The sequence below is a fragment of the Helcococcus kunzii ATCC 51366 genome (genome assembly GCF_000245755.1).
GTDB classification, from domain to species: domain Bacteria; phylum Bacillota; class Clostridia; order Tissierellales; family Peptoniphilaceae; genus Helcococcus; species Helcococcus kunzii.
Map to the genome: position 1 here is coordinate 1,116,059 of NZ_JH601088.1, position 25,347 is coordinate 1,141,405.

At 28.5% G+C, this 25,347-nt stretch carries 23 protein-coding genes; 10 read left to right on the forward strand and 13 right to left on the reverse strand.

What is annotated here, in order from left to right:
• Positions 1-69 precede the first annotated feature (69 nt).
• Positions 70-468 carry a hypothetical protein gene (locus HMPREF9709_RS05055; RefSeq protein ID WP_005398463.1) on the forward strand — a complete coding sequence of 133 codons (399 nt, stop codon included), beginning with the start codon at positions 70-72 and terminating at the stop codon, positions 466-468.
• 123 nt (positions 469-591) lie between these two features.
• Here HMPREF9709_RS05055 and HMPREF9709_RS05060 read toward each other — a convergent pair whose 3' ends face one another.
• From HMPREF9709_RS05060 to HMPREF9709_RS05070, 3 genes are all read right to left on the reverse strand, one after another.
• Entirely contained in the window at positions 592-954 is a 363-nt protein-coding gene (locus HMPREF9709_RS05060) for a PH domain-containing protein (protein ID WP_005398464.1), read from the reverse strand.
• A 9-nt stretch (positions 955-963) separates the two neighbouring features.
• Positions 964-1,941: a gluconeogenesis factor YvcK family protein gene (locus HMPREF9709_RS05065; RefSeq protein ID WP_005398465.1), complete on the reverse strand. Its 978-nt coding sequence runs from the start codon at positions 1,939-1,941 to the stop codon at positions 964-966.
• A 949-nt stretch (positions 1,942-2,890) separates the two neighbouring features.
• Entirely contained in the window at positions 2,891-4,288 is a 1,398-nt protein-coding gene (locus HMPREF9709_RS05070) for a cation:dicarboxylate symporter family transporter (RefSeq protein ID WP_005398466.1), read from the reverse strand.
• Between the two features lie 137 nt (positions 4,289-4,425).
• Between HMPREF9709_RS05070 and nagB the strand changes: the two genes are divergently transcribed.
• Positions 4,426-5,160 carry a glucosamine-6-phosphate deaminase gene (gene nagB, locus HMPREF9709_RS05075; RefSeq protein ID WP_005398467.1) on the forward strand — a complete coding sequence of 245 codons (735 nt, stop codon included), beginning with the start codon at positions 4,426-4,428 and terminating at the stop codon, positions 5,158-5,160.
• 58 nt (positions 5,161-5,218) lie between these two features.
• On the opposite strand, the gene HMPREF9709_RS05080 is transcribed toward nagB, so the two are convergent.
• The 3 genes from HMPREF9709_RS05080 to HMPREF9709_RS05090 form a co-directional block, all read right to left on the reverse strand.
• Entirely contained in the window at positions 5,219-6,580 is a 1,362-nt protein-coding gene (locus tag HMPREF9709_RS05080; RefSeq protein WP_005398468.1) for a bifunctional metallophosphatase/5'-nucleotidase, read from the reverse strand.
• A gap of 69 nt (positions 6,581-6,649) precedes the next feature.
• Positions 6,650-6,835: a DUF4250 domain-containing protein gene (locus HMPREF9709_RS05085; protein ID WP_005398469.1), complete on the reverse strand. Its 186-nt coding sequence runs from the start codon at positions 6,833-6,835 to the stop codon at positions 6,650-6,652.
• Positions 6,836-6,913: 78 nt separating this feature from the next.
• Entirely contained in the window at positions 6,914-7,765 is an 852-nt protein-coding gene (locus HMPREF9709_RS05090) for a 2-oxo acid dehydrogenase subunit E2 (RefSeq protein WP_005398470.1), read from the reverse strand.
• 430 nt (positions 7,766-8,195) lie between these two features.
• Here HMPREF9709_RS05090 and HMPREF9709_RS05095 point away from each other — a divergent pair, with 430 nt between their 5' ends.
• From HMPREF9709_RS05095 to malQ, 7 genes are all read left to right on the forward strand, one after another.
• Positions 8,196-9,578 (forward strand): sugar ABC transporter substrate-binding protein, encoded by a 1,383-nt coding sequence (locus tag HMPREF9709_RS05095; RefSeq protein ID WP_005398471.1) that lies wholly within the window; start codon positions 8,196-8,198, stop codon positions 9,576-9,578.
• An 84-nt stretch (positions 9,579-9,662) separates the two neighbouring features.
• Positions 9,663-10,103, forward strand: coding sequence for a hypothetical protein (locus tag HMPREF9709_RS05100; RefSeq protein WP_005398472.1), 441 nt, complete (start codon positions 9,663-9,665; stop codon positions 10,101-10,103).
• Positions 10,090-12,123 carry an ABC transporter permease subunit gene (locus HMPREF9709_RS05105; protein ID WP_005398473.1) on the forward strand — a complete coding sequence of 678 codons (2,034 nt, stop codon included), beginning with the start codon at positions 10,090-10,092 and terminating at the stop codon, positions 12,121-12,123. Before HMPREF9709_RS05100 ends, HMPREF9709_RS05105 begins: the two co-directional genes overlap by 14 nt.
• A 1-nt stretch (position 12,124) precedes the next feature.
• A complete protein-coding gene (locus HMPREF9709_RS05110) occupies positions 12,125-13,024 on the forward strand; it encodes a sugar ABC transporter permease (RefSeq protein WP_005398474.1) in 900 nt (299 codons plus the stop codon).
• Positions 13,025-13,032: 8 nt separating this feature from the next.
• Positions 13,033-14,115 carry an ABC transporter ATP-binding protein gene (locus HMPREF9709_RS05115; protein WP_005398476.1) on the forward strand — a complete coding sequence of 361 codons (1,083 nt, stop codon included), beginning with the start codon at positions 13,033-13,035 and terminating at the stop codon, positions 14,113-14,115.
• A gap of 7 nt (positions 14,116-14,122) precedes the next feature.
• Entirely contained in the window at positions 14,123-15,097 is a 975-nt protein-coding gene (locus tag HMPREF9709_RS05120) for a LacI family DNA-binding transcriptional regulator (protein WP_005398477.1), read from the forward strand.
• Positions 15,098-15,100: 3 nt separating this feature from the next.
• Positions 15,101-16,630 carry a 4-alpha-glucanotransferase gene (gene malQ / locus HMPREF9709_RS05125; RefSeq protein ID WP_005398478.1) on the forward strand — a complete coding sequence of 510 codons (1,530 nt, stop codon included), beginning with the start codon at positions 15,101-15,103 and terminating at the stop codon, positions 16,628-16,630.
• Between the two features lie 656 nt (positions 16,631-17,286).
• Here malQ and HMPREF9709_RS05130 read toward each other — a convergent pair.
• Positions 17,287-18,264, reverse strand: a complete 978-nt coding sequence (locus tag HMPREF9709_RS05130; RefSeq protein WP_005398479.1) for an aldose epimerase family protein — start codon at positions 18,262-18,264, stop codon at positions 17,287-17,289.
• Positions 18,265-18,459: 195 nt separating this feature from the next.
• Here HMPREF9709_RS05130 and HMPREF9709_RS05135 point away from each other — a divergent pair, with 195 nt between their 5' ends.
• On the forward strand, positions 18,460-18,990 hold the full coding sequence (locus HMPREF9709_RS05135; protein ID WP_005398480.1) for a hypothetical protein: 531 nt from the start codon (positions 18,460-18,462) through the stop codon (positions 18,988-18,990).
• Between the two features lie 46 nt (positions 18,991-19,036).
• On the opposite strand, the gene HMPREF9709_RS05140 is transcribed toward HMPREF9709_RS05135, so the two are convergent.
• The 6 genes from HMPREF9709_RS05140 to ligA are packed head-to-tail and all read right to left on the reverse strand — an operon-like array spanning position 19,037 to position 25,219.
• Positions 19,037-19,513 carry a metallophosphoesterase family protein gene (locus HMPREF9709_RS05140; RefSeq protein WP_005398481.1) on the reverse strand — a complete coding sequence of 159 codons (477 nt, stop codon included), beginning with the start codon at positions 19,511-19,513 and terminating at the stop codon, positions 19,037-19,039.
• Between the two features lie 7 nt (positions 19,514-19,520).
• The gene (gene rdgB, locus HMPREF9709_RS05145; protein WP_005398483.1) at positions 19,521-20,114 is read right to left on the reverse strand and encodes an RdgB/HAM1 family non-canonical purine NTP pyrophosphatase; all 594 of its coding nucleotides are present in this window, start codon (positions 20,112-20,114) and stop codon (positions 19,521-19,523) included.
• Positions 20,111-21,532: an Asp-tRNA(Asn)/Glu-tRNA(Gln) amidotransferase subunit GatB gene (gene gatB / locus HMPREF9709_RS05150; RefSeq protein WP_005398484.1), complete on the reverse strand. Its 1,422-nt coding sequence runs from the start codon at positions 21,530-21,532 to the stop codon at positions 20,111-20,113. Before gatB ends, rdgB begins: the two co-directional genes overlap by 4 nt.
• Positions 21,529-22,923 (reverse strand): amidase family protein, encoded by a 1,395-nt coding sequence (locus HMPREF9709_RS05155; protein ID WP_005398486.1) that lies wholly within the window; start codon positions 22,921-22,923, stop codon positions 21,529-21,531. The genes gatB and HMPREF9709_RS05155 overlap by 4 nt, the downstream gene beginning before the upstream one ends.
• 7 nt (positions 22,924-22,930) lie before the next feature.
• A complete protein-coding gene (locus HMPREF9709_RS05160; protein ID WP_005398487.1) occupies positions 22,931-23,212 on the reverse strand; it encodes an Asp-tRNA(Asn)/Glu-tRNA(Gln) amidotransferase subunit GatC in 282 nt (93 codons plus the stop codon).
• Positions 23,213-25,219: an NAD-dependent DNA ligase LigA gene (ligA, locus tag HMPREF9709_RS05165; protein ID WP_005398489.1), complete on the reverse strand. Its 2,007-nt coding sequence runs from the start codon at positions 25,217-25,219 to the stop codon at positions 23,213-23,215.
• Positions 25,220-25,347 lie beyond the last annotated feature (128 nt).

The following is a 25,347-nucleotide window of genomic DNA, read 5'->3' on the forward strand; positions in this document are numbered from 1 at the left end:
AATACTTGAACAATCTATATCTTTACAATATACTTTATATTATAAAAATATAGAAATTATGGGTGAAATATGAAAATTTATAAAAGAAGTTTTTTTACAATAGTTAAATCGTTTTTACTAAATTTATTGGCAACATTTATTTTTCTAATAGTTGTGGTTAATCTTGTCGACTTACTTTATGGTTTGATAGCTACAGCAATATTGTACAGCGTACTTATGTTTTATACATTTGTCATTGACAATGCTTACTTTACAATTGATGGCACAAAATTTAGAAAATTTAATGGAAAGAAATTAAAATTTGAATATGATGTAAAAAATGAAAAAATAAAAAAGGATATGAAAAAAGGCATAACAGGATATTCTGCTATGAATATTTTGATAGGAAACAAAATTGTGAATTGTTCAATTTTAGATATAGAAACTTTTAATAGACTTTTTATTGATTTATCAGCAGCAAGTAGATAAAAACATTCATAAAAATCGGGTAAGATTACCAGATATTGATAAAACATAAAAAGAAGCTCTAAATCCATATTTACACGAGACTACTTTCGTAAAATATAGATTTTAGAGCTTTTTTAATTAAAATTAAAAATTTGTTGGATTGTTTTGACTTTCGTAGAAAATTACATTTTTTTCTCTTTTTTCTTTTTCAACCAATTTATTTAATAATTCTGATACATTTCTTGGATCAGGAATATTTTGAATTAATACTTTTGGATTTGAAGGATCTGAAGTCAATAATGTAATTGAACCCAGTCCTAAAATCTTTTGCCCAAATGACCTGCTTACAGTGATATCAGTAACTTTATATAACTGTGTTTGATCTTCATTTGTGTTAAATAAACCAACTTCTTTAAAAAATCTATCTTCTGTCACTGAATACCTTGTAAAACTTATAGGTAAACCTAATATTCTCTTTTTCTCACTCCATAAAAAATTAAGATCCATTTCATACTCCTAAATACTAAAAATTAATCCTGATAATTTATCAGCATCATGTCTAATTTTACTATCAATTATTTCTATAATATCATCTTCTATTACTTTTATGCCTTCTTTTTTAAAAAATTCCCTATCACTTTCTGGGAAAGAAACTAATTTGGATTCTACCGAATTATATTTTTCCAAAATATCATCATTAACTATTTCTTTATTCACAATTACAGCATCTATAATCTTATCATTTGCATGTTTAATAATCGCATCATAATGATCCTTAACCGTATAGTTATCAGTCTCACCTTTTTGCGTAACAACATTTACAACATAATATACTTTTGCTTTTGAATTTTTTATTAATTCAGTCATATCTTTCGCTAGTAAATTAGGCATAATAGAAGTATATAAACTTCCTGGTCCTAAAATAATAATATCCGCATTTTCAATATCATGTCTAGCATCCTCAAAAATCTCAACAACTCTAGGTTTTAAATGCACTCTATTTATTTTTGACTTTTGCTTTGATACTTCTTCTGGGATTATTGATTCACCAACGACCAACTTACCATTTTCTAGCTCAGCAACTAATTCTGTATTTTCTATTGTAATTGGTAAAACTTTACCTGTAATAGTCAATATCTCTGCAGCTTTATAAATAGCTTTTCCAAAATCCTTATAAATATCAGACATCGCTGCTATAAACAAATTTCCAAAACTATGTCCTTTTAATTCACCTTTTTCAAATCTATAATCAAATAACTGTCTCATCTCTTCATCAGTATTCGCCAAGGAAACTAGACAGTTTCTCAAATCTCCCGGCGCAATTATACCTAAATCTTCTCTTAAGCGTCCGGTTGAACCCCCATCATCAGAAACAGTAATAATAGCGGTTAATTTACTCGTATACTCCTTGATCCCTGGAAGAATAGTAGAAACACCACTTCCCCCGCCAATCACTACAACTTTGGGTTCCGGCCAAATTCTAGTTTTTTTCATATCAATCTCCTCTTATAAATAAATTATACCAAAATATATATAAAATTGTTAAAATATTAAAAACTAAAATTTTTTTCTATAGCTAATCGACTTTTTTTAGAAAAAAGTAATAAATTAATAATTACATGTGTGAATGGGAAAATGGAGATTAGACATGTAAAAATTTTGCTACAATTACATGTGTAAATGAGGAAATAAGGAATACACATGTAGAAAAAATTTGTACTTACATGTGGGAATGGCAAAATGGCGAATACACATGTAAAATGGCTTAAAATCTTACATGTGTAAATGGCATAAATTAAAATAGACATGTAGAGGGCAAAAATATTCACATGTGGAATTGGAAAAATGACGATTAGACATGTAAAATGGTCAAAAATCTTACATGTGTAAATAAGATATTTAAAAATACACATGTAAAAATGAAATAGTAAGAGAATTTCCTGATTAAATCGCAAAACTGGATATAGACAGGAAAAATTTTCAAGCAAATTTCCTGATTAAATCAAAAAAATCAAAAATAAACAGGTAGAACTAGCAGGTGCTTTTCCTGATTAAATCGCAAAACCTAAAATATACAGGAAAAAATAATGAAGGTTTTTCCTGATTAAATTAAAAAACACGAAATAATCAGGAAAAATAAGCAAAAATCTTTCCTGACTAAATCAAAAATCCCAAATTAATCAGGAAAAATATATAAAAATCTTTCCTGATTAAATCAAGAAATCAAAAATAATCAGGAAAACCTAAAAAATTTTTTCCTGTTTAAATCGCAAATGCCAAATTAATCAGGAAAAATAAGCAATAATCTTTCCTGACTAAATCGTAAATCCAAAAATAATCAGGAAAATCCAACTTCAAACATTCCAAATACAAAAAAGGTTCATCTAGATCCGCTGAAAGTATTCCCCCAACGGACTTTGATGAACCTTAAATCTAAATCTGATTAGTCTACATTTTTACCATTGAATTGTTCAATATTATGTGTGCCTTCCCATCTATCAACTACAATTGCAGATACCATTGTACCACAAACATTTAACATTGTTCTTCCCATGTCTACAATAGGGTCAATACCAAAGATTGCACCAACTCTATTGAAGTATTGTCCTAATCCAATACCATTTAGTGTAACTGTTGCAGCTACTGTGGCTGTTCCAGGAACACCTGCAATACCGATTGAACCAAGTGTAACTACAATAACTAATAAGAAGTAGAATGAAATATTCATTTCTATACCTGCCGCTGATGCTACTAAAACACCAAGCATTGCTGGGAATATACCAGCACAACCATTTGCACCAACTGTTGTACCAAGTGGTCCAATAAAGTCTGCAGTTTTATTTGAAATTCCTAATTTATTTTTCATTGTATCCAAAGTATGTGGTAATGTACCCACACTTGACCTAGATGAAAATGCAAATACTAATGTTGCAAATGCATTTTTGTAAAACTTAATAGGACTTACACCTGATAATATTAAGATTACAGCGTAAACTACAAGTTGTAATGCAACAGCAGTATATAAAGCTAAAATAAATCCAAGTAAAGCCTTAATTGATTCAATACCATTTGAAATTATAGTATTTGCTACTAATGCAATGATTGCATAAGGCATAATTTTAATAATATTAATTAATACTGAATTTACTAATGTTGATAATCCTCTTAAAAAGTCAATTACAGGATTAATTACAGTTTTACCTTTGCTTTGTAAAAATTTTGCTGAAATGGCAAATAAAATTGCAATTAAAGCAACTGAAATTATTCCGCTATTTGATGAAAATGCTGTGAATATATTATTTGGAACTAAATTACCAAAGAATTCTGGGAATGAAGAATTTGAATATCCACTTATTCTTTCATTCAGTGATTCAGTAAGTTCTCCTTGTAGAGGTATTTTAGTGATACCAAATAAATTAACAACTATAATTGCAATAATAGCAGCTATAGCAGTTGTACCTAATAACATTAACAATGTCTTAAATGTAAATCCTTTTAAGTTTTTACCTTCAAAATCTAATAATACAAAAAATAATGACAAGAATACAATTGGCACAGCCATCATTTGTATCAATTTAACGAAAGTATTACCTACCAATCCAAACCATAGTGATATTTCATTTCTACCAACATCAACGTAGTTTGCATTTGCTCCGAAAATAAGATCTACACCTATACCTATAATTAGTCCCATCACTAGAGCTATTAACATTCTAGATGAAAATGAGACTTTTTTGTTTTTTAGCATTACCATTATTCCTATAGCAATTATTAAAATTACTATTGAAACTATTGTTGGCATTGTGCTAATTTTCAAAAAGTTTGTAAAAAAACTATTCATAATTCCTCCAATCAATATTCAATATCTTATTATTACCCAAAATTTCTTTTTATAACAATTATCACAAAAAATTTTTTAAATCTTATTATATAAATGCTATATATGATATAATTAAAAAAAATGCTATTGGAGGGACAATGAAAATTATAATTACAAAAAATTACGATGAATTAAGTAATGTAGCAGCTGATTTAGTAGAAAAATGTATAAATGACAAACCTAACGCAATGTTAGGACTAGCTACAGGATCAACACCTATCGGTTTATATGAAGAATTAATTAAAAGACACAAAGATAATAATTTAAGTTTCAAAGACATTACATCTGTTAACTTGGACGAATATATTGGACTTTCAGGTGATCATGATCAAAGTTATAGATATTTTATGAATGAAACACTATTTAATCATATAGACATAGATAAATCAAAAACATTTGTACCAAATGGTAAAGCTGAAGACTTAAATGAAGAAGCTAAAAATTACGAAAAAAATATCGACGAATTAGGCGGTATTGATTTACAAATCTTAGGAATAGGCACAAATGGTCATATTGGTTTTAACGAACCTTCAAGCAAGTTAGAATTATATACACATATTGAAGATTTAACAGAATCAACTATACATGCAAACTCAAGATTTTTTGATTCAATAGATGATGTGCCAACTACAGCAATTTCAATGGGTATTGGTAGCATATTTAAAGCAAAAGAAATTATACTTTTAGCTTCAGGTGATAGCAAAGCAAAAATTATGCAAACATTGAAAGACACATTAGTTACACCATTGATTCCAGCAAGTTTCTTAAAACTACATCCACATGTAACAATTATTATGGATGAAGCTGCTGCTAGTTTATATAATCAAGAATAAAAACGAACGATATAATTTAAGAGCCCCCAACATGATTATCTTTCATTTGGGCGCTCTTTTATATCCTTTTTCTAATTATTTTTGAAGTTTCAAAAATCTCACTATTCATTAAATTCTTTTTTACTAAATCTCTTATATACATATTTTCAAATTCTGATACTTCATCAGGAGTCCTTAGACTAGGATATCCTGTACCTCTTTGAAGATAGTCATCACCAGCAACTTTATAAACTTTGTCTAAAATGATATCTTCCCCATTTATCCTAAAATAAAATGGTTTTTCTGATAATTGAACATTGTAACTAAAACCCAGAGTTCCAAGTTTTGTACCTCTAAATCCTGCTCCAAAACCATATTGTCTTATTATATTTTCATCAAATGACTGCTTAACTGCTTCAACAATATCTATACCTAAAACAGGAAAAACTGTAGGATTTAATTTCGATGGCATATTTTCGAGTAAAGTTTTCTTAGAAACTGGTTTAATTAATGATCCTTCTGAGATCCCATTGTGCATAATTGCAAAATCACAATCTAGACTTGTATATAAAGCATCACAAATAAAATTTATTAATCTATTTTCTTTATATGGATTAAAATCTAAATCTTCTAATGCTTCAATTTCTACAGATAATATTTCTCCAGCTCTGGCAAGTTTTTCCGCATAAATCATTTCAAACTCTGGGTTTACTTCATCACTTAAATTAATGTGAGAAATCTCTCTTATCTCGATTTGATTATCATCAATATATAATTCGACTTTACCTAATAACTCACCTTTTCCACACATAGAATATTTTTCTCCTATTGTAACGATGTGAGTATGAGCACCTAGAAATAAATCAATCTGTTCAAAAATTTCCATTAATTTTTCATCAACTATATGTCCACTATGTGATAATAGTATTGAAAAATCATATTCCCCTTTATGTTTTTCCAACTCATTTTCAATCGCAATAATAGGATCCTGTGTTTTCAAATTTCCCAAAGTGAAAAACTTGTTATATTTTCCAGGAGAAAATTTATATCCAAAATAAGGTGCAACACTCATTATTAAAAATCTTTTACCAGCTTTTTCTAAAATAACTGATTTACACAAATTTGGAATCTCTTCATCATCTGCATCTGTTAAATTTGATGATAATATAGGAAATTTATTAACTAGATTTACAATATTTTTATATCCTAAATCAATTTCATTATTACCAATAGCCATCAGATCAAGTTTACAATCCATAAATAAATCCATTGCAGATTCACCTTTATCTGATTCAACCACTATACTTTTTATATCGTTATAATCTCCAATATCGAAATAAAAATCATTTTCTTTTTTATTTGCATGCATATATCTATGAACATTTTGTAAAAAATTATAATTACTATGAATGTCATTTGTATGGTAAATATTTAATTTCATAATTCTCCCCTCGTCACGACTAAAACATATACATGTCTTTATTTTTAATAAAAAATTTTATCAAAAAAATTATTCGAAATCTAAGCTATTTGTACTACTATTATATACTAATCCAAGTTCTTTTAATATACATTGAAAATTACCACAATCTAAATCTTCACTTTTACAAAAATCTTCTAAACTGGAATAGTAATCTCTTAATTTCATGTTTACAATGCTATAAAGCATATTTTTATCTATATTTAAGTAATCCATTTTTCCTCCATCATCTTAATCACTTTTAATATTATAATCAAAAAAAGGGTGATTTATCACCCTAATATAAAAAAAATATTAATCTTCCATATTAATTGGTTCTTCCAATTTTTCTGGATCATTTAAGTATCTGAAAAATCTTCTCATAGCTGAGGCATAATAGAAACCATCACATATTCTTTCGTCTATTACAAAACCAACATTCATAATTTTTTCTTCTACAAATTCGTTATTTTTCTTTGAAATTTTTCTATTTTTCTTTCCTATTGATAAAAACGCACCAACAGTACCAAAATTATAAATGTGATGTAACGCAGCATCTAACCCAATAGATCCTAAATTTGTAATAAATGCAGAAGCATGAAATGGACTTGCTTCGATAACCTTGGAAGGTATTAAGTTTATTTTATCTAAATATTTTACAATAAATACTATAAACTTCAAAATACTTAGTGGTGTTTTTGATAAAGTCTTTATCAATAAATCTGTTGCATTGTTACCACTTGTATTTGGATCTTTTTCAGCTTCTATTTTAGTATTAAGTTTATCTTTTGTTTCAATTGGTGTTTCATCACCTTTAAATTTCAATTTAACAATGGTTTCATCTGCTTCAAGACTCATTTCTTTTTTTACAACCATAGAAAATGTAATATCATTTCTCATATAGTATCTACCATTCATAATAAACTGATTAATCTTTGGTCTTTCAACATAAGTACGAGCCATAGCAGCATATATAATGTGCATATATGATAGTCTTATACCCTTTTCTAAATAAACCTTTTTAATATAATCATCTATTGGTGCTAAATCAATCTCTTGATTTAACATTACCAATGCATCATTTCTATGCTTCATAATTAAAGGTATAAATCTTGTAAATGCATCGACATCTTTAACTTTGTATCCATCTTTTCTTCTAAAAATCATTATTACTCCAAAATAAATTTCAATATAATATGTTTCTTAACAGTTAGTTTACCACATTTAATAGAATATAACTAGATAATATGACAAAATAAAATTTCATACTTTTATAAAAAATATAGATTGTTTGATTATCATATATCATTATTAAATATATTTAATAATGAACGTAGCATTTTTAAAATTTTTGTATTCATAATTTAAATACATTATATTATTATATTTCATTTACTTTTACCCATTTTTACAAATTTTACATAAAAGATACTTTAGTAAATTTATTGAAATATAATACTAATTATTATATTTTTAAAATATTCATGAAAATATTTGCAAATATAGTATTTAGACATATTGACACAAAAAAAAATAATAGCTATACTATAAATATAACGCAACCGTTTTCATGGGTTGCAAAGAATGAGGAGGAAACATGAAAACAAATCACAAAAAACTATTATCATTACTACTAGCTTTAGTAATGGTGTTCTCACTTGTAGCATGTGGAAATAAGGGTGGTGAATCAAAAGATAAAGCCAACACAGAATCCACTGGTGAATCAAAAGATGGAGAAAAAACTAATGCTGATGCAACTCCATTAAAAGGAGAAATTTCAGTACAAGCAGAAAAAGGCTGGGTTCCTTACTATGAAGCAGCAATCAAAAAGATTACTGAAAAGAATCCTGATGCTAAAATTAACATTAAAGAAGCAGGATCATTTGATCATTTAGACATAATAGATTCAACATCTGCAACTAATGGTGACGTAGCTGACGTTTTTGCAATCCCTGCAGATAGATTTACTGGGATGGTTGATAACGATGTGTTAGCAGCTTTACCAGCAAAAGAAATGTCTGAAAAAGTAGGCGGTTGGGATGATTATGAAGCTGGTTTAGGTGGATTATTCAAAAAAGAAAATGATTATCTAGCATTTCCATATAATATAGAAACTTTAGTAACTTTTGTTAATACAAAAAATGCTGAAGCAGCTGGTATTGATCATACAAAACCATTTGAATTAAATGACCAAAAAGATCCAGCAACCGTATTGTTACCTTTATTTGATGCATGGTATGGAGTTGCACCAAATAACGCAGGAGGTATTGATTTATTAGCTAAAGATGGTGATCAATTTAAATCAACATATACTGGAAAATATGAAGAATTAAATGCAGATCAAAAAGCTGTATTTGATAGTATTTATCAATATTGGAAATTAAATAGTGATAAAGGAACAACATTGTTTGACGCCGATGCTGGTTGGGGTTATATCGATGGAGAATTCAAAACTGGTGGTAAAGGTGTTATTAGACTTGGTGGACCATGGGATGGTAAGGCATTCCAAGAACAAGCTGGAGAAGGTAACTTAGAAGTTTATCCAATAACACAAATTACATTAGCTGGTAAAAAATTAACTCACTGGCAAGGTGCTTGGGGATTAGCAATAAACTCAAGAATTGAAGAAGATGCTGATAAGATGGCTTTAGCAGAAGCTTTAATCATGGAATTAGTTAAACCAGAAAATGCAATTGAATTATATAAATCTACTGGTAAAATTTTAGAAAATGTAAAAGTTGATGTTTATGAAAAATCTGACTTATCTGATTTAGATAAGAAAATTATTAAAAACGTTGTAGATTCATTCTATTTATCACCAGAAAGACCAACTTTCAAAGAATATGGTAAAGTTTGGGATACATGGAAAAATGCAGTATTATCATGGAACTCTGTTAAACCTGCTGACGCAGCTGCAGCATATAAAGAATTAAACGCAGCATTCACAGGTATGATGGAACAAATTAAAGCAGGTAATTAATTATAGATAAAATAATTAAGGGAAACTAAATAATTGTGAATAGCCAAAACAACTGTTTTGGCTATTCAAATATTAAGGGTGTGTATGAATAGTAAAAAACTTATTTTAGAAAAAAAATATATAAAAAGACTAATTATAACTACAATATTAATTATCTTTGTAGCAACTTGTGAAGCATTTATTATGGCAAAAAGCAAAGAATTAATGGAAACTTATATTAAATTAAATAAAGATAAATCAGTTAGTGATTATCTCAGTCTGGTAATGTTTAGTTATTTCTTAAATATAATTGAACCAATTGCTATAACTGTCTTTACATTTTATAGTCATAAAGAATATGGCATTTCTTCCCTATATAAAATTATTTTTAGTGCAATTATTGGATTAAGAATTCTAAATACAATATTGAAATTTGAGACTTCCTCATTATTCTATTATCTAATGATAATTTTATATATTATATACCTAATAATTTTACTAAATGCACCAATAACTAAAAGGAAGGTAAAAAATGGATTATTCTAAAGATATTATGGATAGCGTTGGACGTAGTTATCCTAGAAAAAACGAATATATTCTTGATTTAATAAAAGCCTCCCCTTCTGAACAAAAAAATCTAAAAAGCAATAGAAACTCTCATCCATACAATATAAAATTAAAAGAGTATGAAGATAAAGAAAAAGCTTTTTTAGAAAAAATTGAAAAAGAAGCAAGCTCAAGATTCAAAGATATGAAAGATAAAAAAATTGCAAGTCTTGAAGAAAGAGTTTATAAGGCAAAAAGAAAAGAAGAATTTTATAAAAAATATATAGATTTAACTTATGATGCTCAATTAAATTATCAAATTGCAGAACGTGAGTTACTTCATATACCTGATATTATCGAAAATGATAAGCAATTATATATTAATTTAGAAAATAGACAAAAAAGATTAAGCAATGTCACTGAAGCTGATATTGAAGCACAAAATAAAGAAATCGAATCTAAAACAAAACAAAGACAACAACAATTAGATTTAGAATTAAAAGAATTACAAAATAAATTTAATGACGGACTTATTTCAAAATCTGCATTGAGAAATGAAATTAAAATGAAAAAAAGATCTGCAAAAGATGACATTGCAGCTTTGAAATATATTAATCAAAAAAAGGCTTTGGAAGAAGATATCACTAATATCAAACACCATATCAAAGTTGATTATCAATCAAAAATGAATGTATTAAATTCTGATATTTCTGATATAAGAAGAAAAACTCCTATTGAAGTTGAAAAGAAACAACCAATTATTTCTTATTTAACATTCTTAATTCCGGGATTAGGACAATTATTAAATAAACAATACATAAAGGCAGCTTTATTTTTCTTAGGAACTTTATTTATTTATTTAATTGCCATTCCTTATGCACTTGGTTTTGGAAATTATCAAGGTGAAGGTGTTTCTGGTCTTTTAAGTTTAGCAGAAGGTGGAAAAAGATTAGACAAATCAATCATATTTATGATTGAAGGTATTATATCCATATTCCTTTTACTAATATCAATTTTCTTACTTTATATTTCTTTTAAAGATGTCAATACTGTTGAAAAGAAAATGATAAAAGGAACAAGAAAAAATGAATGGTTTGAAACAAAACAATTAATTGCAACAGAAGGATTCCCTTATTTAGTAATCTCCCCTGCTGCAATTGTAATAATGTTTATAGTATTGGTACCTATTTTCACAACAATACTTATCTCATTTACAAACTATAATCCAGATCATCAAAGTAAATTTACTTGGGCAGGATTTTCAAATTATCAATTGTTATTACAAGGTTCTGGGGTTGCTGGTAAAGCATTCTGGCCAATTGTAACATGGACTGTAATATGGACTCTAGCAGCTACTTCTCTTGCTATATTTTTAGGTTTTGTGCTTGCTTTAATTGCAAACCAAGACAGAATTAAATTCAAGGGATTCTTTAGAACTATTTACTTATTACCTTGGGCAGTTCCAGCATTTATCACAATAATGTTCTTCTCATTGATGTTTTCAAGAAATGGACCATTAACATTATTTATAAATTCATTAACTGGTCTTTCTTTAGACATTAAAAATAATACTGCTCAAACCCGTACAATACTTATATTGTTACAAGGTTGGTTGGGTTCTGCTTATATATTCTTGTTAACTACTGGTATTTTACAAGGTATACCAAAAGATTTATATGAAGCGGCAGAAATAGATGGAGCGACAGGATTTAAGAAAACACTAAGGATTACAATTCCACTTGTGTTGTTCCAAATATCTCCACTGATAATTGGACAATATACATTTAACTTTAACAACTTCTCAATTATCCACCTGTTTAATGGTGGTGGACCATTTAACCCTTCTATATATGGAAACGTTGCTGGTTCAACAGACTTACTAATTTCATATATTTATAAGTTAACAATAAATTCTAGGTATCAAGCTTTAGGTGCTGCTGTAACATTAATTGTTTCATTAATATTAATGTTCCTATCATGGTTAGGATTTAGAAATATGAAAGCATTTAAGGAGGACTAATATGTTTAAGAGAAAAAAGAATGAAAATAAAGGACTATACTTATCCGATCAACAGCCATTAAATACTGTAGGAAAGATAATGTTAGCTATATCCTATGTAATTCTTATTGCTTGGGCAGTTATTATTATAGTTCCTCTTGCAATGATGGTTATTTCTAGTTTTAATGGAAATCAAGGTCAATACATTCAAATGAATAGCAATTTTGCTTTCTCATTAAAAAACTTTAAGTATTTATTTGAAAAAACTCATTTCCTACTTTGGGTAAAAAATACAATTGTTATTGCTGTTGCTACTGCATTAATTACCCTGATAATAGTTTCATTTACAGGTTATGCTTATTCTAGATATAGATTTAAGGGTAAAAGAATGAGTTTAATGGGCATAATGTTGATTCAAATAATACCTGCATTTGCTGGTATCACAGCATATTATGCAATACATTCTATTGTATCAAGTGTTATACCTGTATTTAGCAGATCAATGATGCTTATATTAATCTATGCTGGTGGTGGTATTGCTGGTAACACATTCATACTAAAAGGCTATATCGATTCTATATCAATGGAATTAGATGATGCTGCAAGAATTGATGGTTGCTCAAACTTTGAAGTGTATAGATTAATCATTATGCCAATTGCTAGACCAATGCTTGCAATTATTGCATTATGGTCATTTATTGGACCATTTATGGATTATATGCTTCCAGCAATTTTATTAACAAATTCACAACAATACACTTTAGCAACAGGGTTATATACTTTAATTAGCGATATGAGAACAATGAACGAACCTGCCTTTGCTGCAGGTGGACTATTAACTGCCGTACCAATTGTAATCCTATTTATAGCATTACAAAAACAACTTGTTTCAGGTTTAAGTTCAGGATCAGTTAAAGGTTAGGAGGAAAAATGAGAGTAAAATTAAATAATATTGGTAAAAAATATGAAGGAAGAGAAAATTTTACCATTAGACATATTAACTTAGAAATAAAAGACAAACAATTTTGTGCAATCCTTGGTCCTTCTGGTTGTGGTAAATCCACACTGTTAAGAATGATTGCTGGACTAAACTCAATTACTGAAGGTGAGTTAATCTTTGGTGATAAATTAATGAATAAGGTACAACCAAAAGATAGAGATATTGCGATGGTATTTCAATCATATGCACTTTATCCACATTTAACAGTATATGATAATATGGCATTTTCTCTACAAATGAAGAATGAAAGAAAAGAAGTTATTCATAAAAGAGTATTGGAAGCTGCAGATATTTTGCAATTAAACGATTATTTATATTCAAAACCTTCTGATATTTCTGGTGGACAAAGACAAAGGGTAGCTTTAGGGCGTGCAATGGTTAGAAAACCTGCAGTATTCTTAATGGACGAACCACTTTCAAACTTAGATGCTAAGCTTCGTGAACATATGAGAGTTGAACTTGTTAGACTTCATAAACAATTAGGTACAACTTCAATCTATGTAACTCATGACCAAACAGAAGCTATGACAATGGCAGATAAAATCATTTTGATGAATGACGGTAAAATCCAACAAGATGGAGCTCCAGAAGAATTTTATAATTCTCCTGCTAATCTATTTGTTGCTAGATTTATTGGTTCCCCTACTATGAATATCTTCAAGGGAAAATTTGAAAATGGTCAATTTATCTCAGATAATAATTTAATAAAAATTACACCGTCAGAAGAAGATAGTAAAAAACTTAAAGCATATGAAGGCAAAAATATTTTCTTAGGTATTAGAGCGGAAAGATTTTTAGCACAAGAATCCGAAAACTCAATAAAAGGTAGAATAGATGTAATTGAAATGTTGGGTAAAGAAAAACTATTATATGTAAAATTAGATGACGAAAGTGAAGTTGTCATTTCACAACCAGGACATTTTGTTTATGGCATTGATGAAATACATAACTTTACATTAGAATCTGATGCTCTACATTTCTTTGATGGAGAAACAGAAGAAAGAATAAATTAGGTTAGATATGAAAAGAAAGGTTACAATTCGGGATGTTGCATACCTTGCAGGTGTAAGTATCTCAACAGTTTCGAGAGTTGTATCAAATAAAGTAAATGTTAATGAAAGCACTAGACAAAAGGTTCAAAAAGCAATTGATCAAACAGGTTATGAGCCAAACTATACAGCTAGGGCTTTGGCGACAAAAAACACCGATACAATTGCTGTCATCATTGATAGAAGCCCTACTCTGAGTTTGGGTAACTCATTTTTCATTGATTCTTTAGAAGCTATTTCAACAAAATTAAATGAATATAAAAAAGATATACTTTTAGTGTTTTCAGAAGCAAATTATTCAGATGAACATTCAAAAGTAAAATCCTTGATTCAATCAAATAAAATTGATGGAGTAATCAAACTTTCTGTGCAAAGAAACGATGAAACTATAAAATATCTTGTAAGCACTGGTATACCAACTGTTGTAATTGGTAGACCAAACGAAGATGTTTTATATGTAAATAACGATAACACTCTTGCAATGAAAGAAGCGACAGAATACTTAATCTCTCAAGGCGGCAAAAAAATTGCCTTTGTCGGAGGAAATAGTAAATTAGTCGTTACTTTAGATAGAGAGCAAGGATTTAGAGAAGCTTTAGATAAAGCGGATATCTATTATGACGATTCATATATTTATTATGAAGGATTTACAATAGATTCCGGATATAAAATTGCAGATACTTTAATTGAAAACAACTTTGATTCTGTTGCTTGTACTGATGATTTAATTGCATATGGTATAGCAAAACGTTATAATGAAAAAGGTAAAAAAATAAAGATAATAAGTTTCAATAATACACTTTTATCAGAGTTCTCACCTATTCCTATTTCAAGCGTTGATATTGACGCAAAAAAATTAGGAAAAGAAGCAGTTGAACTATTATTAGGTGAGAATAACAACAAGAAACATTCAATAATAGACACAAATATTATTTTTAGGAGTTAATGTATGACAGAAGAAAATAAATACAATTTCCAGAAAATAAACGAAAATCGTTCATCTGGGATACTAATGCACATTTCATCATTACCTGGACCTTATGGTATAGGTACACTTGGTGAAAATGCTAGAAAATTTGCGGATTTTCTAAAGAAAGCTGGCCAAACATATTGGCAAGTTTTACCAGTAGGTCCAACAAGCTATGGAGATAGTCCATATCAATCATTTAGTACTTTTGCTGGTAATCCATATTTCATAGATTTAGATTATCTTGTAAATGATCATCTACTATATTCAGAAGAAATTCAACATTTAAATGATAATGTTAATCCAACAAGCATTGATTATGGTAGAATCTACAATGAAAGATTTATCGTTTTAAGAAAAGCATTTGAAAGATTTAATATTAATTCTGAAGACTTTAAAGATTTTTGCAATCAAGAATCTTTTTGGTTAGATGAATATTCCCTATTTATGACATTAAAAAATGAACATGGTGGAAAATCATGGACACAATGGGATGAAAAATATAAATCTAAAGATAAAGATGCACTAAAATCTTTTACAGAAAGCCATATTGAAGATATTAATTTCCAAAAATTCATGCAATACATCTTCTTCAGACAATGGGAAGCTCTTAAAAAATATTGTCATGAAAGAGGAATAAAAATAATCGGAGATATACCAATATATGTTGCTGAAGACAGTTCAGATGTTTGGGGAAATCCGGAACTATTCAAACTTCGAGATGACCTAACACCTGCTTTTGTAGGTGGTTGTCCTCCAGATGCATTCTCAGATTCTGGACAATTGCGGGGAAATCCTGTTTATGACTGGGAAGCAAATAAAAAACAAAACTACAAATGGTGGGTGGAAAGAATCAAATCTTCATTTAAACTATTTGATAGCGTAAGAATCGACCACTTTAGAGGTTTTGAATCATATTGGGAAATAGTTGCAAAATCCGAAACAGCAGCCAATGGGAAATGGGTTCAAGGACCAGGTTATGACTTATTCAAAGTAATCAAAGAAGAACTTGGCGACTTACCAATCATTGCAGAAGATCTAGGATATATGACTAAGGAAGTTTACGAATTTAGACAACAAACTGCATTCCCTGGAATGAAAATCATCCAATTTGCATTCAATCCAGAAATGAATAGTGAACATATGCCACACAATTACACAAATGAATTTGTAGTATATGCCGGCACTCACGACAATGAAACATTAAATGGTTGGCTAAAAAACATCGATGAAGGTACACTTACAAGAGCAATCGAATACGGAAACCTTACTAAAGAAGAAGGATACGACTGGGGAATCATTAGACTTGCAATGACTTCTGTTGCTGACACATGTATAATCCAATTACAAGATATCCTAGGTTTAGATAATTCAGCAAGAATGAACTTACCTGGCACACTTGGCACAAATTGGCTATGGAGAGTTGATCAATTACCTTCAGATGAAATTTCTGAAAAATTATATAAATACACTAAAAACTCTGATAGATTAAATACAGAGTTGAAAAAGTAAATATAATAAGCTTCATCAATATCTGATAGAAATTACCCCCCCCCAATATTGATGGACAATAAAATAAGAGACTATTGTAAAACTATTACGATAGTCTCTTATTTTGATAATTTAGCTAATCAATGGCTGTTGAAATTACTATAAGATATTGTTGGGCAATCTATTATCTTTGTATTGAATGTTATTAAAAATATAATTTTAAAAGAAAAATCAAAATTGGAACTAAATATTAAATTACATTATTTAGTTCCAAAAATTATTGAGTTTTTTGGTACTTAATCTCAGATTTTGATTTTTAGTTCCAAAATTATCTCAGGTTTTTGGTACTAAATTTAAAATTTTGTTTTTTAGTACCATATTTCTATTGTAGATTTTGGTACTAAATTTAAAATCGCCAATTTTAGTACCATTTTAGACAAATTTTTTTGGAACTATTTTTAAAAATATATAATTTAGTACCATTTGGAATAGATTTTTTTGGAACTATTTTTTAGAATCATTAAATTTAGTACCATTTATGAAGATTCATTTACTATATCAGATAATCCAGTAAATTTTAATAAGCAAGATATGGTGCTAAAATGCCTCAAATATTAGTAAAAAATAAATAGTACCATTTAAAAACGTCAATGATATGCTGTTCCCCTATCTATCCCCTATAAAAACTTATACTCTATAAATTCTCTCATATCTTCCCCAGCTTTTAATGTGTAATCTGGTAAGAAGTCTTGATTAATAAAATCTGGTTCATATTGTGCTTCAAAACAAATACCATGATGCTTAAATGATTTTACGCCTTCAAAGGATAATTCATTTTCTGGGATGGCGTTTCCTGAGTATACTACCATTGCTGGATATGAGCTTGTTACTTCCATACTAATTTCATCATTTTCTAATTTAGCATTTGGCATGTCTCCATTTAAGATAAATGTATGATCATAACCGTCAAATTGAATGGCTTGTTCTGATTTAAGATTATCTAAAACACTTAAATCTTTTCCTTCTATTAAATCAAAATCAGTTCCTTTAACATCCATTAATCCTGTAGCAATACAATGTTCGTCAGATTGAATAATCTCATCTGCATTAATCATTAACTTATGGTTTTTGATTGATTCAGATTTATCTGCATTTAAATTAAAGTAGGAATGGTTTGTGATGCTTACAATAGTATCCTTATCTGTATGTGCAAATATTTCTATTCTTAATGTGGATTCTATTAAAATGTATTTAATATTTACTTTTACATTACCAGGAAAACCTGATTGACCATCTTTTAATATTGTTGTCAAAATTATATATGGATTCATTGCATCCTTTTTATACTCTGAAATATCCCAAAATCTTGTTGTTAAATTTTCATATCCACCATGCAAACAGTAATCTCCGTTGTTATTGTCTATATGAATTTCTTCCCCATTTAGGTTAAATTTTGCATTTGAAATTCTTCCTGCGACTTGCCCCACAATAGCTCCTAAATAGATAGGATTAGTCCTATATGTTTCAAGATCATCGTAAGTTAAAACCCTGTTTTTACCCTTATAAATAACTTTATGTAATACCGCTCCTAAATTTAATACAGAAACTTCTAATTTATTATTTTTTAATATATATTGTTCAATTTTGTTAACCATTTCAATCTCCTTTATTTTAATTATAACAGAAATAACAGCTTTGATAAAAGTAAAAATTAGATTAGCACAGAACATGAAAAGAGAATTCATTCGAATAAATATTTTTATAAAATGTTTTTTATTGACTTTATTTAAAAAATAAATTAAAATAATAAAGTAACAAATAATTAAAATACAAGATTAAAAGGAAACATTATGAAAGAAATAAACAAATCAAACGCAAAAAATATGTCTAATAAAAACGCACTATTCACTTTTCTTTTATGCGATTTAATAGTAGTATCTTTATTCTTTTTATCTGACGATATTTCTCATAATTCTACAATATTTAAAATATTACTTAGCTTAAATATTGTTAATATAATACTAGGATTGTTTACTTTTTATAAAGAATATAATGGAAAGAAAAATGATTCAAACAGTAATCTTATGAAATTCTATAATTATTATTCTTTTACAACTGTCTTTATTACAGTAGCTTATATACTTTTTACAATTATTTCAGAAAATAAAATGGATTATAAAATTTATATAATAACTATAGTCTCAATATTTTCACTAATTTTTATTGGTTATAAGATATACAAACTATTACAAAATAAATTAGGAACTAAATATTCCAATTCAAATAATGTTCTTATATTTATTTTGGCTTTCATTATTACAATAGTTGCTACCTATGCTTTATTAGTACTAGGTGAAAAATTAGTAAACTTACTATTTTAAATTCAAAAAATCGGATGAAATCATCCGATTTTTTACTTTATAGTTTTTATAATTTTACTCTTTCAACGTCAATTTTTTCTTCAGTGACATTCAAAATTACAAAAGATTCATACTCGCCACCCCTATCATATCCTGCTGAACCAGGATTTAAGACGGTTATGCCATCAACTTCACGATAATCATATCTATGTGTATGTCCATACATGACCATTTCGACATCAGATTGTTTAGCTTTTTGAACGAGTTTATCTATTCCATAGCTTACACCTTCTAAATGTCCATGTGTCAATAAAATTTTATGACCTTTTACTCTAATTAACTCATGCCATTGAGTATTATCCGAATAATAGTCATTATTTCCTCTTACTACTTTTACCATACATGGAGCATACTTTTGTATTTCTTTTGCATCTTCAACCATATCACCTAGATGTATAATCAATTCTGCATCTTCATGATTTTTTAATTGACGTATAAAAGGGTTATTGTTTCCATGTGTATCTGATAAAACAAGTATTTTCATACTACACCTACTTTATTTCCTCAAGTATTTGTTTTAAGTTTTCTATCGCTTTACTTCTATGATTAATTGAAAGTCTTTCTAAATCATCCATTTCAGCCAGAGTTTTGTTTGTGTTTTTTACTAAAAATAAAGGATTATATCCAAATCCATTTGTTCCTCTTCTTTCAGTTGTGATATATCCATCTAATTTACCTTCAGCATAGTAAACTTCACCACTTTTTGAGATGAAACATATTGTAGTCATAAAATATGCTCTTCTATCGTTAAGATTTGTAACGTCTTTAAGTTCTTCAAGCAATTTTGTATTGTTATCATCATAAGTGGCATATTCTCCAGCATATCTCGCACTATATACACCAGGTCTAAAGTCTAGCGCCTCAACAAATAATCCTGAATCATCTGCAATGATATTTTCTTTTACTTTATCATATAAAGCCTTTGCTTTTAGATAAGCATTTTCTCTAAGTGTTTCACCCGTTTCTTCAACATCGAAATCCTCTAGACCAATATCTGATTTAAGTACAACTTCATACTCATCACCTAAGATTCTTTGTATTTCTTCAATTTTGTCTGGATTTGAACTGGATAAAATTAATTTCATAATTTTGCTAACTCCTCTTTTACAAGTTTATTTGCTTCTTGTGGATTTGCTTTTCCTTGTGATTTTTTCATAACTTGACCCATCAAGTATCCAACTGCCCTATCTTTACCCGCCTTAAAATCTTCTACGGATTGTGGATTACTTTCAATAACTTCCTTAACTAATTTAATTAAGAAATCTGGATCATTGTTTTGTTCTAATCCTTTTTCTTTCATAACTTTTTCAGGTTCTTCATTCGATTCAAATATTTGTCTAAATATCTTTTTAGCAGAGTTATTTGAAACTCTTTCTTCTTTGATAAGATTTAACAGTTTAACAAAATTTTCATCTGAAAGTTTAATTTCGGTAATTTCAATTTCATGTTCTTTCAATCTTCTCATTGTTTCAGTTAAAATCCAGCTTGAAACTAAACTTGGATCATTAAATTGAGCAACAATATTTTCAAAATAATTTGAAATATCTTTATCTCTTGATAAAACATCAGCATCATAATCAGATAAACTGTATTCTTCTTTATATCTTTCCTTTTTATCATTTGGAAGCTCTGGTAAATTATCTCTAATTGATTGAATAAATTCATCAGACAAAATAACTCTTGGCATATCTGATTCTACAGTAAATCTATAGTCATTTTCCTCATCTTTGGTTCTCATAACTATAGTTTTATTTTGAGATTCATCCCATCGTCTAGTTTCTTTTGAAGCTGTGATACCTTGTTCAAGTTCTTTTTTTTGTCTTTCTTCTTCGTGAAGAATGGCTCTTTCTACCGCTCTAAATGAGTTCAAGTTTTTAACTTCAACTATCGCATGCCTATTTCCATTATCATCTTTCACATTGACATTAACGTCACATCTTAGAGAACCTTCTTCCATTTTACCATCTGAGGATTCGATAAATCTAAGTCTTTGTCTTAAATCTTCTAAAAATATTCTCGCTTCTTCTGCACTTGATAAATCCGGTTCAGTAACAATTTCTATCAATGGCACACCCGCTCTATTATAGTCTAATAGAGTTTTACCATCTTCTGTATGAGTGGATTTACCTGTATCTTCTTCAACATGAATTCTTTGTAGTCTAATTCTTTTAACTTCATCATTAACATTTATATCTAAAAATCCATGTTCCGCAAAAGGTTCATCTTGTTGTGTAATTTGATATCCCTTTGTTAGGTCAGGATAAAAGTATTTCTTTCTATCAAATTTCATGTTTGTTCTAATATCACAATCAAAAGCAATCCCAGCTCTAATTGCTAATTCAATTGCCTTTTTATTGATTTTTGGGAATGTACCAACTACACCTAAACATGTAGGACATACTAAAGTATTTGGTGCTTGTCCAAATTCGTTTTTACAAGAACAAAACATTTTTGTTTTAGTATTTAATTCTGCGTGAATTTCTAATCCTATTATAGTTTTCATCTTATCACTCCCTCAATTTCTTCAGCAATTTTCAACAATTTCATATCTTCTTCTCTATTACCCATTATTTGTAAAGATCCCAATTTCCCTTTTTCCATTGGAATGGAAATAGAAGGTACATTAGTTAAATTAGTTAAATAGTTGAAAATACCAACATCAAAAGATGAAGATGCGTCATTTTTTGATTCTCCAGCTTTCCTTGGAAGTGCTATTGTTGTCGGACTTAATATGATGTCATATTTTTTAAATAATTCATCAATTTGATTTTTATATGCCCATCTTAATTTCATAGCTTGCTTGTAGTATTTTTGTTCATTATCTTTTGAGGCAAAGAAATTACCTAAAACAATTCTTCTTTTAACTTCTTCCCCAAAGAATTGTGTCCTATTTTTAATATAAAAATCATCTGTAGAATCATATTCAACAACTGATTGTCCATATCTTAAACCGTCAATCTTAGCAATGTTTGATTCTACCTCTACACACATGATAACAGTATAAACTTCACCAATTACATCTAAATGGTCAATATCGATATATTCAATATTTACATTTAATTCTTTTATTTTTTGAATGCTTTCCTCAAATAATTCTTTAATTTGTGGAGAAACTTTATATTCATCTTTAAGATTTATAACAGCAACATTTAGTTTACTTAAATCAATATCTTCATCAAAATCTTCTAAGTCTATTGATGTAAAATCTGTATCACATTTTCCTCGTGTCGCATTAAATAATTCTCTAACATCATTAACATTATTTGCATTTATACCTATTCTATCAAAGCTATTTGACATAGAAATTGAACCCATTCTTGGTAATGCACCATAAGTAGGAGCAAATCCAACAACATTACAAAAGTCTGCAGGATTTCTTACAGATCCACCTGTATCAGAACCGAAAGCCAATACAGCTTCTTCTGCAGCAATTGAAGCCGCTGAACCAGATGATGATCCTCCTGGAGTTAATGCATTATCAAAAGGATTTATTGTTGGACCAAAATAAGAAGTTTCAGATGAACCGCCCATCGCAAACTCGTCCATATTAGTTTTTCCAACAATAATTGCATCAGTATTTTTTAATCTTTCAATAATTTTAGCATCATACATTGGAATGAAGTTTTCTAAAGACTTAGATGCTGCTGTAGTTCTTAAATCTTTAGTAAGAATGTTATCTTTAACAGCAACAGGTACTCCAAAAAGTCCAGAAATTTCTTTTGAACTTTTTAGTTTTTCATCTAATTCTTTTGCCTTTTCTAATGCATTTTCTTTATTTAATGTAATAAATGTATTGTAATTATCTTTTTCGATTTTATTAAATAATGACTCAATATATGAATAAACAGACATTTCACCATTACTATATTTTTCATGTAAACTCTTTATATCCATAACTCACCTAATCTTCCATTATATTATCTAACTTAAAGTATCCATATTCTCTATGGTTAGTATTTGCAAAAATTAATTCTCTATCAGTAGAATCTTTAACTTCATCCTCTCTAAGTGGGGATTTTAAGTCTGATGTAATTTCAAATTCTTTATAATCATTAGTATCTTTTTGCATAATACTATCAACTTTCTCTACAATTTTATTTATTTTATCTATCTGTATTTTTCTATCATACTCATCTTCAGGTAAAGATAAATATGCTTTTTTAAAATATCTTTCTACATCCATTTATTCTATTCCTTTCAAAAACTCATCTAATTCTTTCCCTTGATATATTTTAACATTATTTTTCTGTGCTTTTTCAAGTTTTGATCCAGCTTTTTCACCCGCTAATAATATATCGGTGTTTTTTGATACAGAAGATGTCACTTTTGCACCCATAAGAGTAAGTTTTTCTTCTATCTCTTTTCGATTATATCCCTCTATTGTACCAGTGACTACAATAGTTAAATCTTTTAATTCATCTGATTTTTCAACTTTTGTTTCATTAAAAACAATACCTTTTGATAAAAGTGTTTCAAGCGCTTCATTTATCCTTTCATCATGAAAGAAATCAATGATAGCTTTAGATGTAATATCTCCTAGATCCCTTACTTGAACCAGTTCTTCAAAAGTTGCATTTCTTATTTTATCTAATGTACCAAATTCTTCCACTAAATCAGAAGCGGTTTTGATCCCGACATTTGGTATACCTAGAGCATATATAAATGCATCTAAATTAGCTTGTTTTGAATTTTCAATTGAATTAAGAATATTTTCTGCTCTCTTATCCTTAAATCCTTCAAGCTTAAATAAATCTTCTTTTGTTAAATCATATAGCTCATCAACTTCAGAAATATTTAATATCTCTATCATTTTTTCAATAGTTTTTTCTGATAGACCTTCTATATTCATTGCATCTCTTGAAGCAAAATGTGTAATTCTAGCATTTAATTGTGGTTTACAATTTAATGAATTTTGACAATATATATGAACATTGTCATAGAATAATTCGGAATTACAATAAGGACAATGTATAGGTTTCTTAATCTCAATTGTATCAGTCTCGTTTTCAACATCAATCGCTGTTAAAATCTCAGGTATAACATCGTTTGATCTTCTTATCATAACTTCAGAGCCAATACTAACTTTCTTTCTTTGTATGTCATCATAGTTATTTAAAGTTGCTCTTGATACAGTAACTCCATCAATATCCACAGGATCTAAAAGTGCTACAGGAGTTACTTTACCTGTACGTCCAACATTCCAAATAACTTCTCTAACTACTGTTGTATATTGCTCTGCTTCAAATTTATAAGCAATGGCCCATCGTGGAAACTTGTTAGTGTAACCTAAAACTTCTCTCGTTCTAAAATCGTTAATCTTTATAACAACTCCATCAGTCAATACATCTATTTTCTTTCTCATTTCACCGATTTCGTTGATTATCTGAACTATTTCCTCAAATGATTTTGCTTTTTTTATGAATGGATATACCTTAAATCCATTATCTTTTAAAAACTCAAATACTTCTTCTTGACTGCTCACAGGATCTGGGTCAGAAAAAGTTATATTATACAAATAGCAATCTAAATTTCGCTTTCTTGTTTCTGCAACATTAAGATTTCTCAATGCTCCGGCTGCAGCATTTCTTGCATTTTTTAACTTAATCTCATTTTTCTGATTGTATTTTTCAAGCTCAGAAATTGGCATAATGCCTTCACCTGCTATTTCAATAATCCCATTAAATTTAATTTTTTCTGGAATGGACTTTATTGTTTTTACTTGAGGAAGGATCTCTTCACCGATTATACCATTTCCTCTTGTTGCAGCATTTATAAGACTACCATCTCTATATGTCAAATTTATTGTTAAACCATCAAACTTTAATTCTACAATATACTCTAAAGATGGAAGTTTATCGGTCGCATTTTCATTGTATTGAATTCTTAATCTTTCAGCTCTATTAATCCAATCTTCAATCTGCTCAAAGGATTGAGCTTTATCAAGAGAATATAATCTCCCCAGATGGGTATGCTTCTCAAATTTATCTAAGATTTGATCCCCTACTATCTGTGTTGGAGAATCATCTAAAACTATACCTGATTCAATTTCTAAAGACTTTAACTCATCATAGATTAAATCATACTCTTTATCATCCACTAAAGAATTATCTAAAGTATAATAATGATAATTATATTCTTTAATTTTCTCGATTAATTCTCGCATTCTTTCTTTGATATCAATATTATCCATATTAACTCCACTTAATTTCATTCGCTAATATATAAATTATAACATATATAGCGGTTTTGTTGATAGTAAAAGATATTTATAAAATATATATATAATTAAAAAGAACTATTGTAAAATACCACAATAAT

What these genes read in the sequence shown, in the direction of transcription:
- HMPREF9709_RS05055 (WP_005398463.1), top strand. Translation starts at nt 70, where the DNA reads ATGAAAATTTATAAAAGAAGTTTTTTTACAATAGTTAAATCGTTTTTA.
- HMPREF9709_RS05060 (WP_005398464.1), bottom strand. Translation starts at nt 954, where the DNA reads ATGGATCTTAATTTTTTATGGAGTGAGAAAAAGAGAATATTAGGTTTA.
- HMPREF9709_RS05065 (WP_005398465.1), bottom strand. Translation starts at nt 1,941, where the DNA reads ATGAAAAAAACTAGAATTTGGCCGGAACCCAAAGTTGTAGTGATTGGC.
- HMPREF9709_RS05070 (WP_005398466.1), bottom strand. Translation starts at nt 4,288, where the DNA reads ATGAATAGTTTTTTTACAAACTTTTTGAAAATTAGCACAATGCCAACA.
- nagB (WP_005398467.1), top strand. Translation starts at nt 4,426, where the DNA reads ATGAAAATTATAATTACAAAAAATTACGATGAATTAAGTAATGTAGCA.
- HMPREF9709_RS05080 (WP_005398468.1), bottom strand. Translation starts at nt 6,580, where the DNA reads ATGAAATTAAATATTTACCATACAAATGACATTCATAGTAATTATAAT.
- HMPREF9709_RS05085 (WP_005398469.1), bottom strand. Translation starts at nt 6,835, where the DNA reads ATGGATTACTTAAATATAGATAAAAATATGCTTTATAGCATTGTAAAC.
- HMPREF9709_RS05090 (WP_005398470.1), bottom strand. Translation starts at nt 7,765, where the DNA reads ATGATTTTTAGAAGAAAAGATGGATACAAAGTTAAAGATGTCGATGCA.
- HMPREF9709_RS05095 (WP_005398471.1), top strand. Translation starts at nt 8,196, where the DNA reads ATGAAAACAAATCACAAAAAACTATTATCATTACTACTAGCTTTAGTA.
- HMPREF9709_RS05100 (WP_005398472.1), top strand. Translation starts at nt 9,663, where the DNA reads ATGAATAGTAAAAAACTTATTTTAGAAAAAAAATATATAAAAAGACTA.
- HMPREF9709_RS05105 (WP_005398473.1), top strand. Translation starts at nt 10,090, where the DNA reads ATGGATTATTCTAAAGATATTATGGATAGCGTTGGACGTAGTTATCCT.
- HMPREF9709_RS05110 (WP_005398474.1), top strand. Translation starts at nt 12,125, where the DNA reads ATGTTTAAGAGAAAAAAGAATGAAAATAAAGGACTATACTTATCCGAT.
- HMPREF9709_RS05115 (WP_005398476.1), top strand. Translation starts at nt 13,033, where the DNA reads ATGAGAGTAAAATTAAATAATATTGGTAAAAAATATGAAGGAAGAGAA.
- HMPREF9709_RS05120 (WP_005398477.1), top strand. Translation starts at nt 14,123, where the DNA reads ATGAAAAGAAAGGTTACAATTCGGGATGTTGCATACCTTGCAGGTGTA.
- malQ (WP_005398478.1), top strand. Translation starts at nt 15,101, where the DNA reads ATGACAGAAGAAAATAAATACAATTTCCAGAAAATAAACGAAAATCGT.
- HMPREF9709_RS05130 (WP_005398479.1), bottom strand. Translation starts at nt 18,264, where the DNA reads ATGGTTAACAAAATTGAACAATATATATTAAAAAATAATAAATTAGAA.
- HMPREF9709_RS05135 (WP_005398480.1), top strand. Translation starts at nt 18,460, where the DNA reads ATGAAAGAAATAAACAAATCAAACGCAAAAAATATGTCTAATAAAAAC.
- HMPREF9709_RS05140 (WP_005398481.1), bottom strand. Translation starts at nt 19,513, where the DNA reads ATGAAAATACTTGTTTTATCAGATACACATGGAAACAATAACCCTTTT.
- rdgB (WP_005398483.1), bottom strand. Translation starts at nt 20,114, where the DNA reads ATGAAATTAATTTTATCCAGTTCAAATCCAGACAAAATTGAAGAAATA.
- gatB (WP_005398484.1), bottom strand. Translation starts at nt 21,532, where the DNA reads ATGAAAACTATAATAGGATTAGAAATTCACGCAGAATTAAATACTAAA.
- HMPREF9709_RS05155 (WP_005398486.1), bottom strand. Translation starts at nt 22,923, where the DNA reads ATGGATATAAAGAGTTTACATGAAAAATATAGTAATGGTGAAATGTCT.
- HMPREF9709_RS05160 (WP_005398487.1), bottom strand. Translation starts at nt 23,212, where the DNA reads ATGGATGTAGAAAGATATTTTAAAAAAGCATATTTATCTTTACCTGAA.
- ligA (WP_005398489.1), bottom strand. Translation starts at nt 25,219, where the DNA reads ATGGATAATATTGATATCAAAGAAAGAATGCGAGAATTAATCGAGAAA.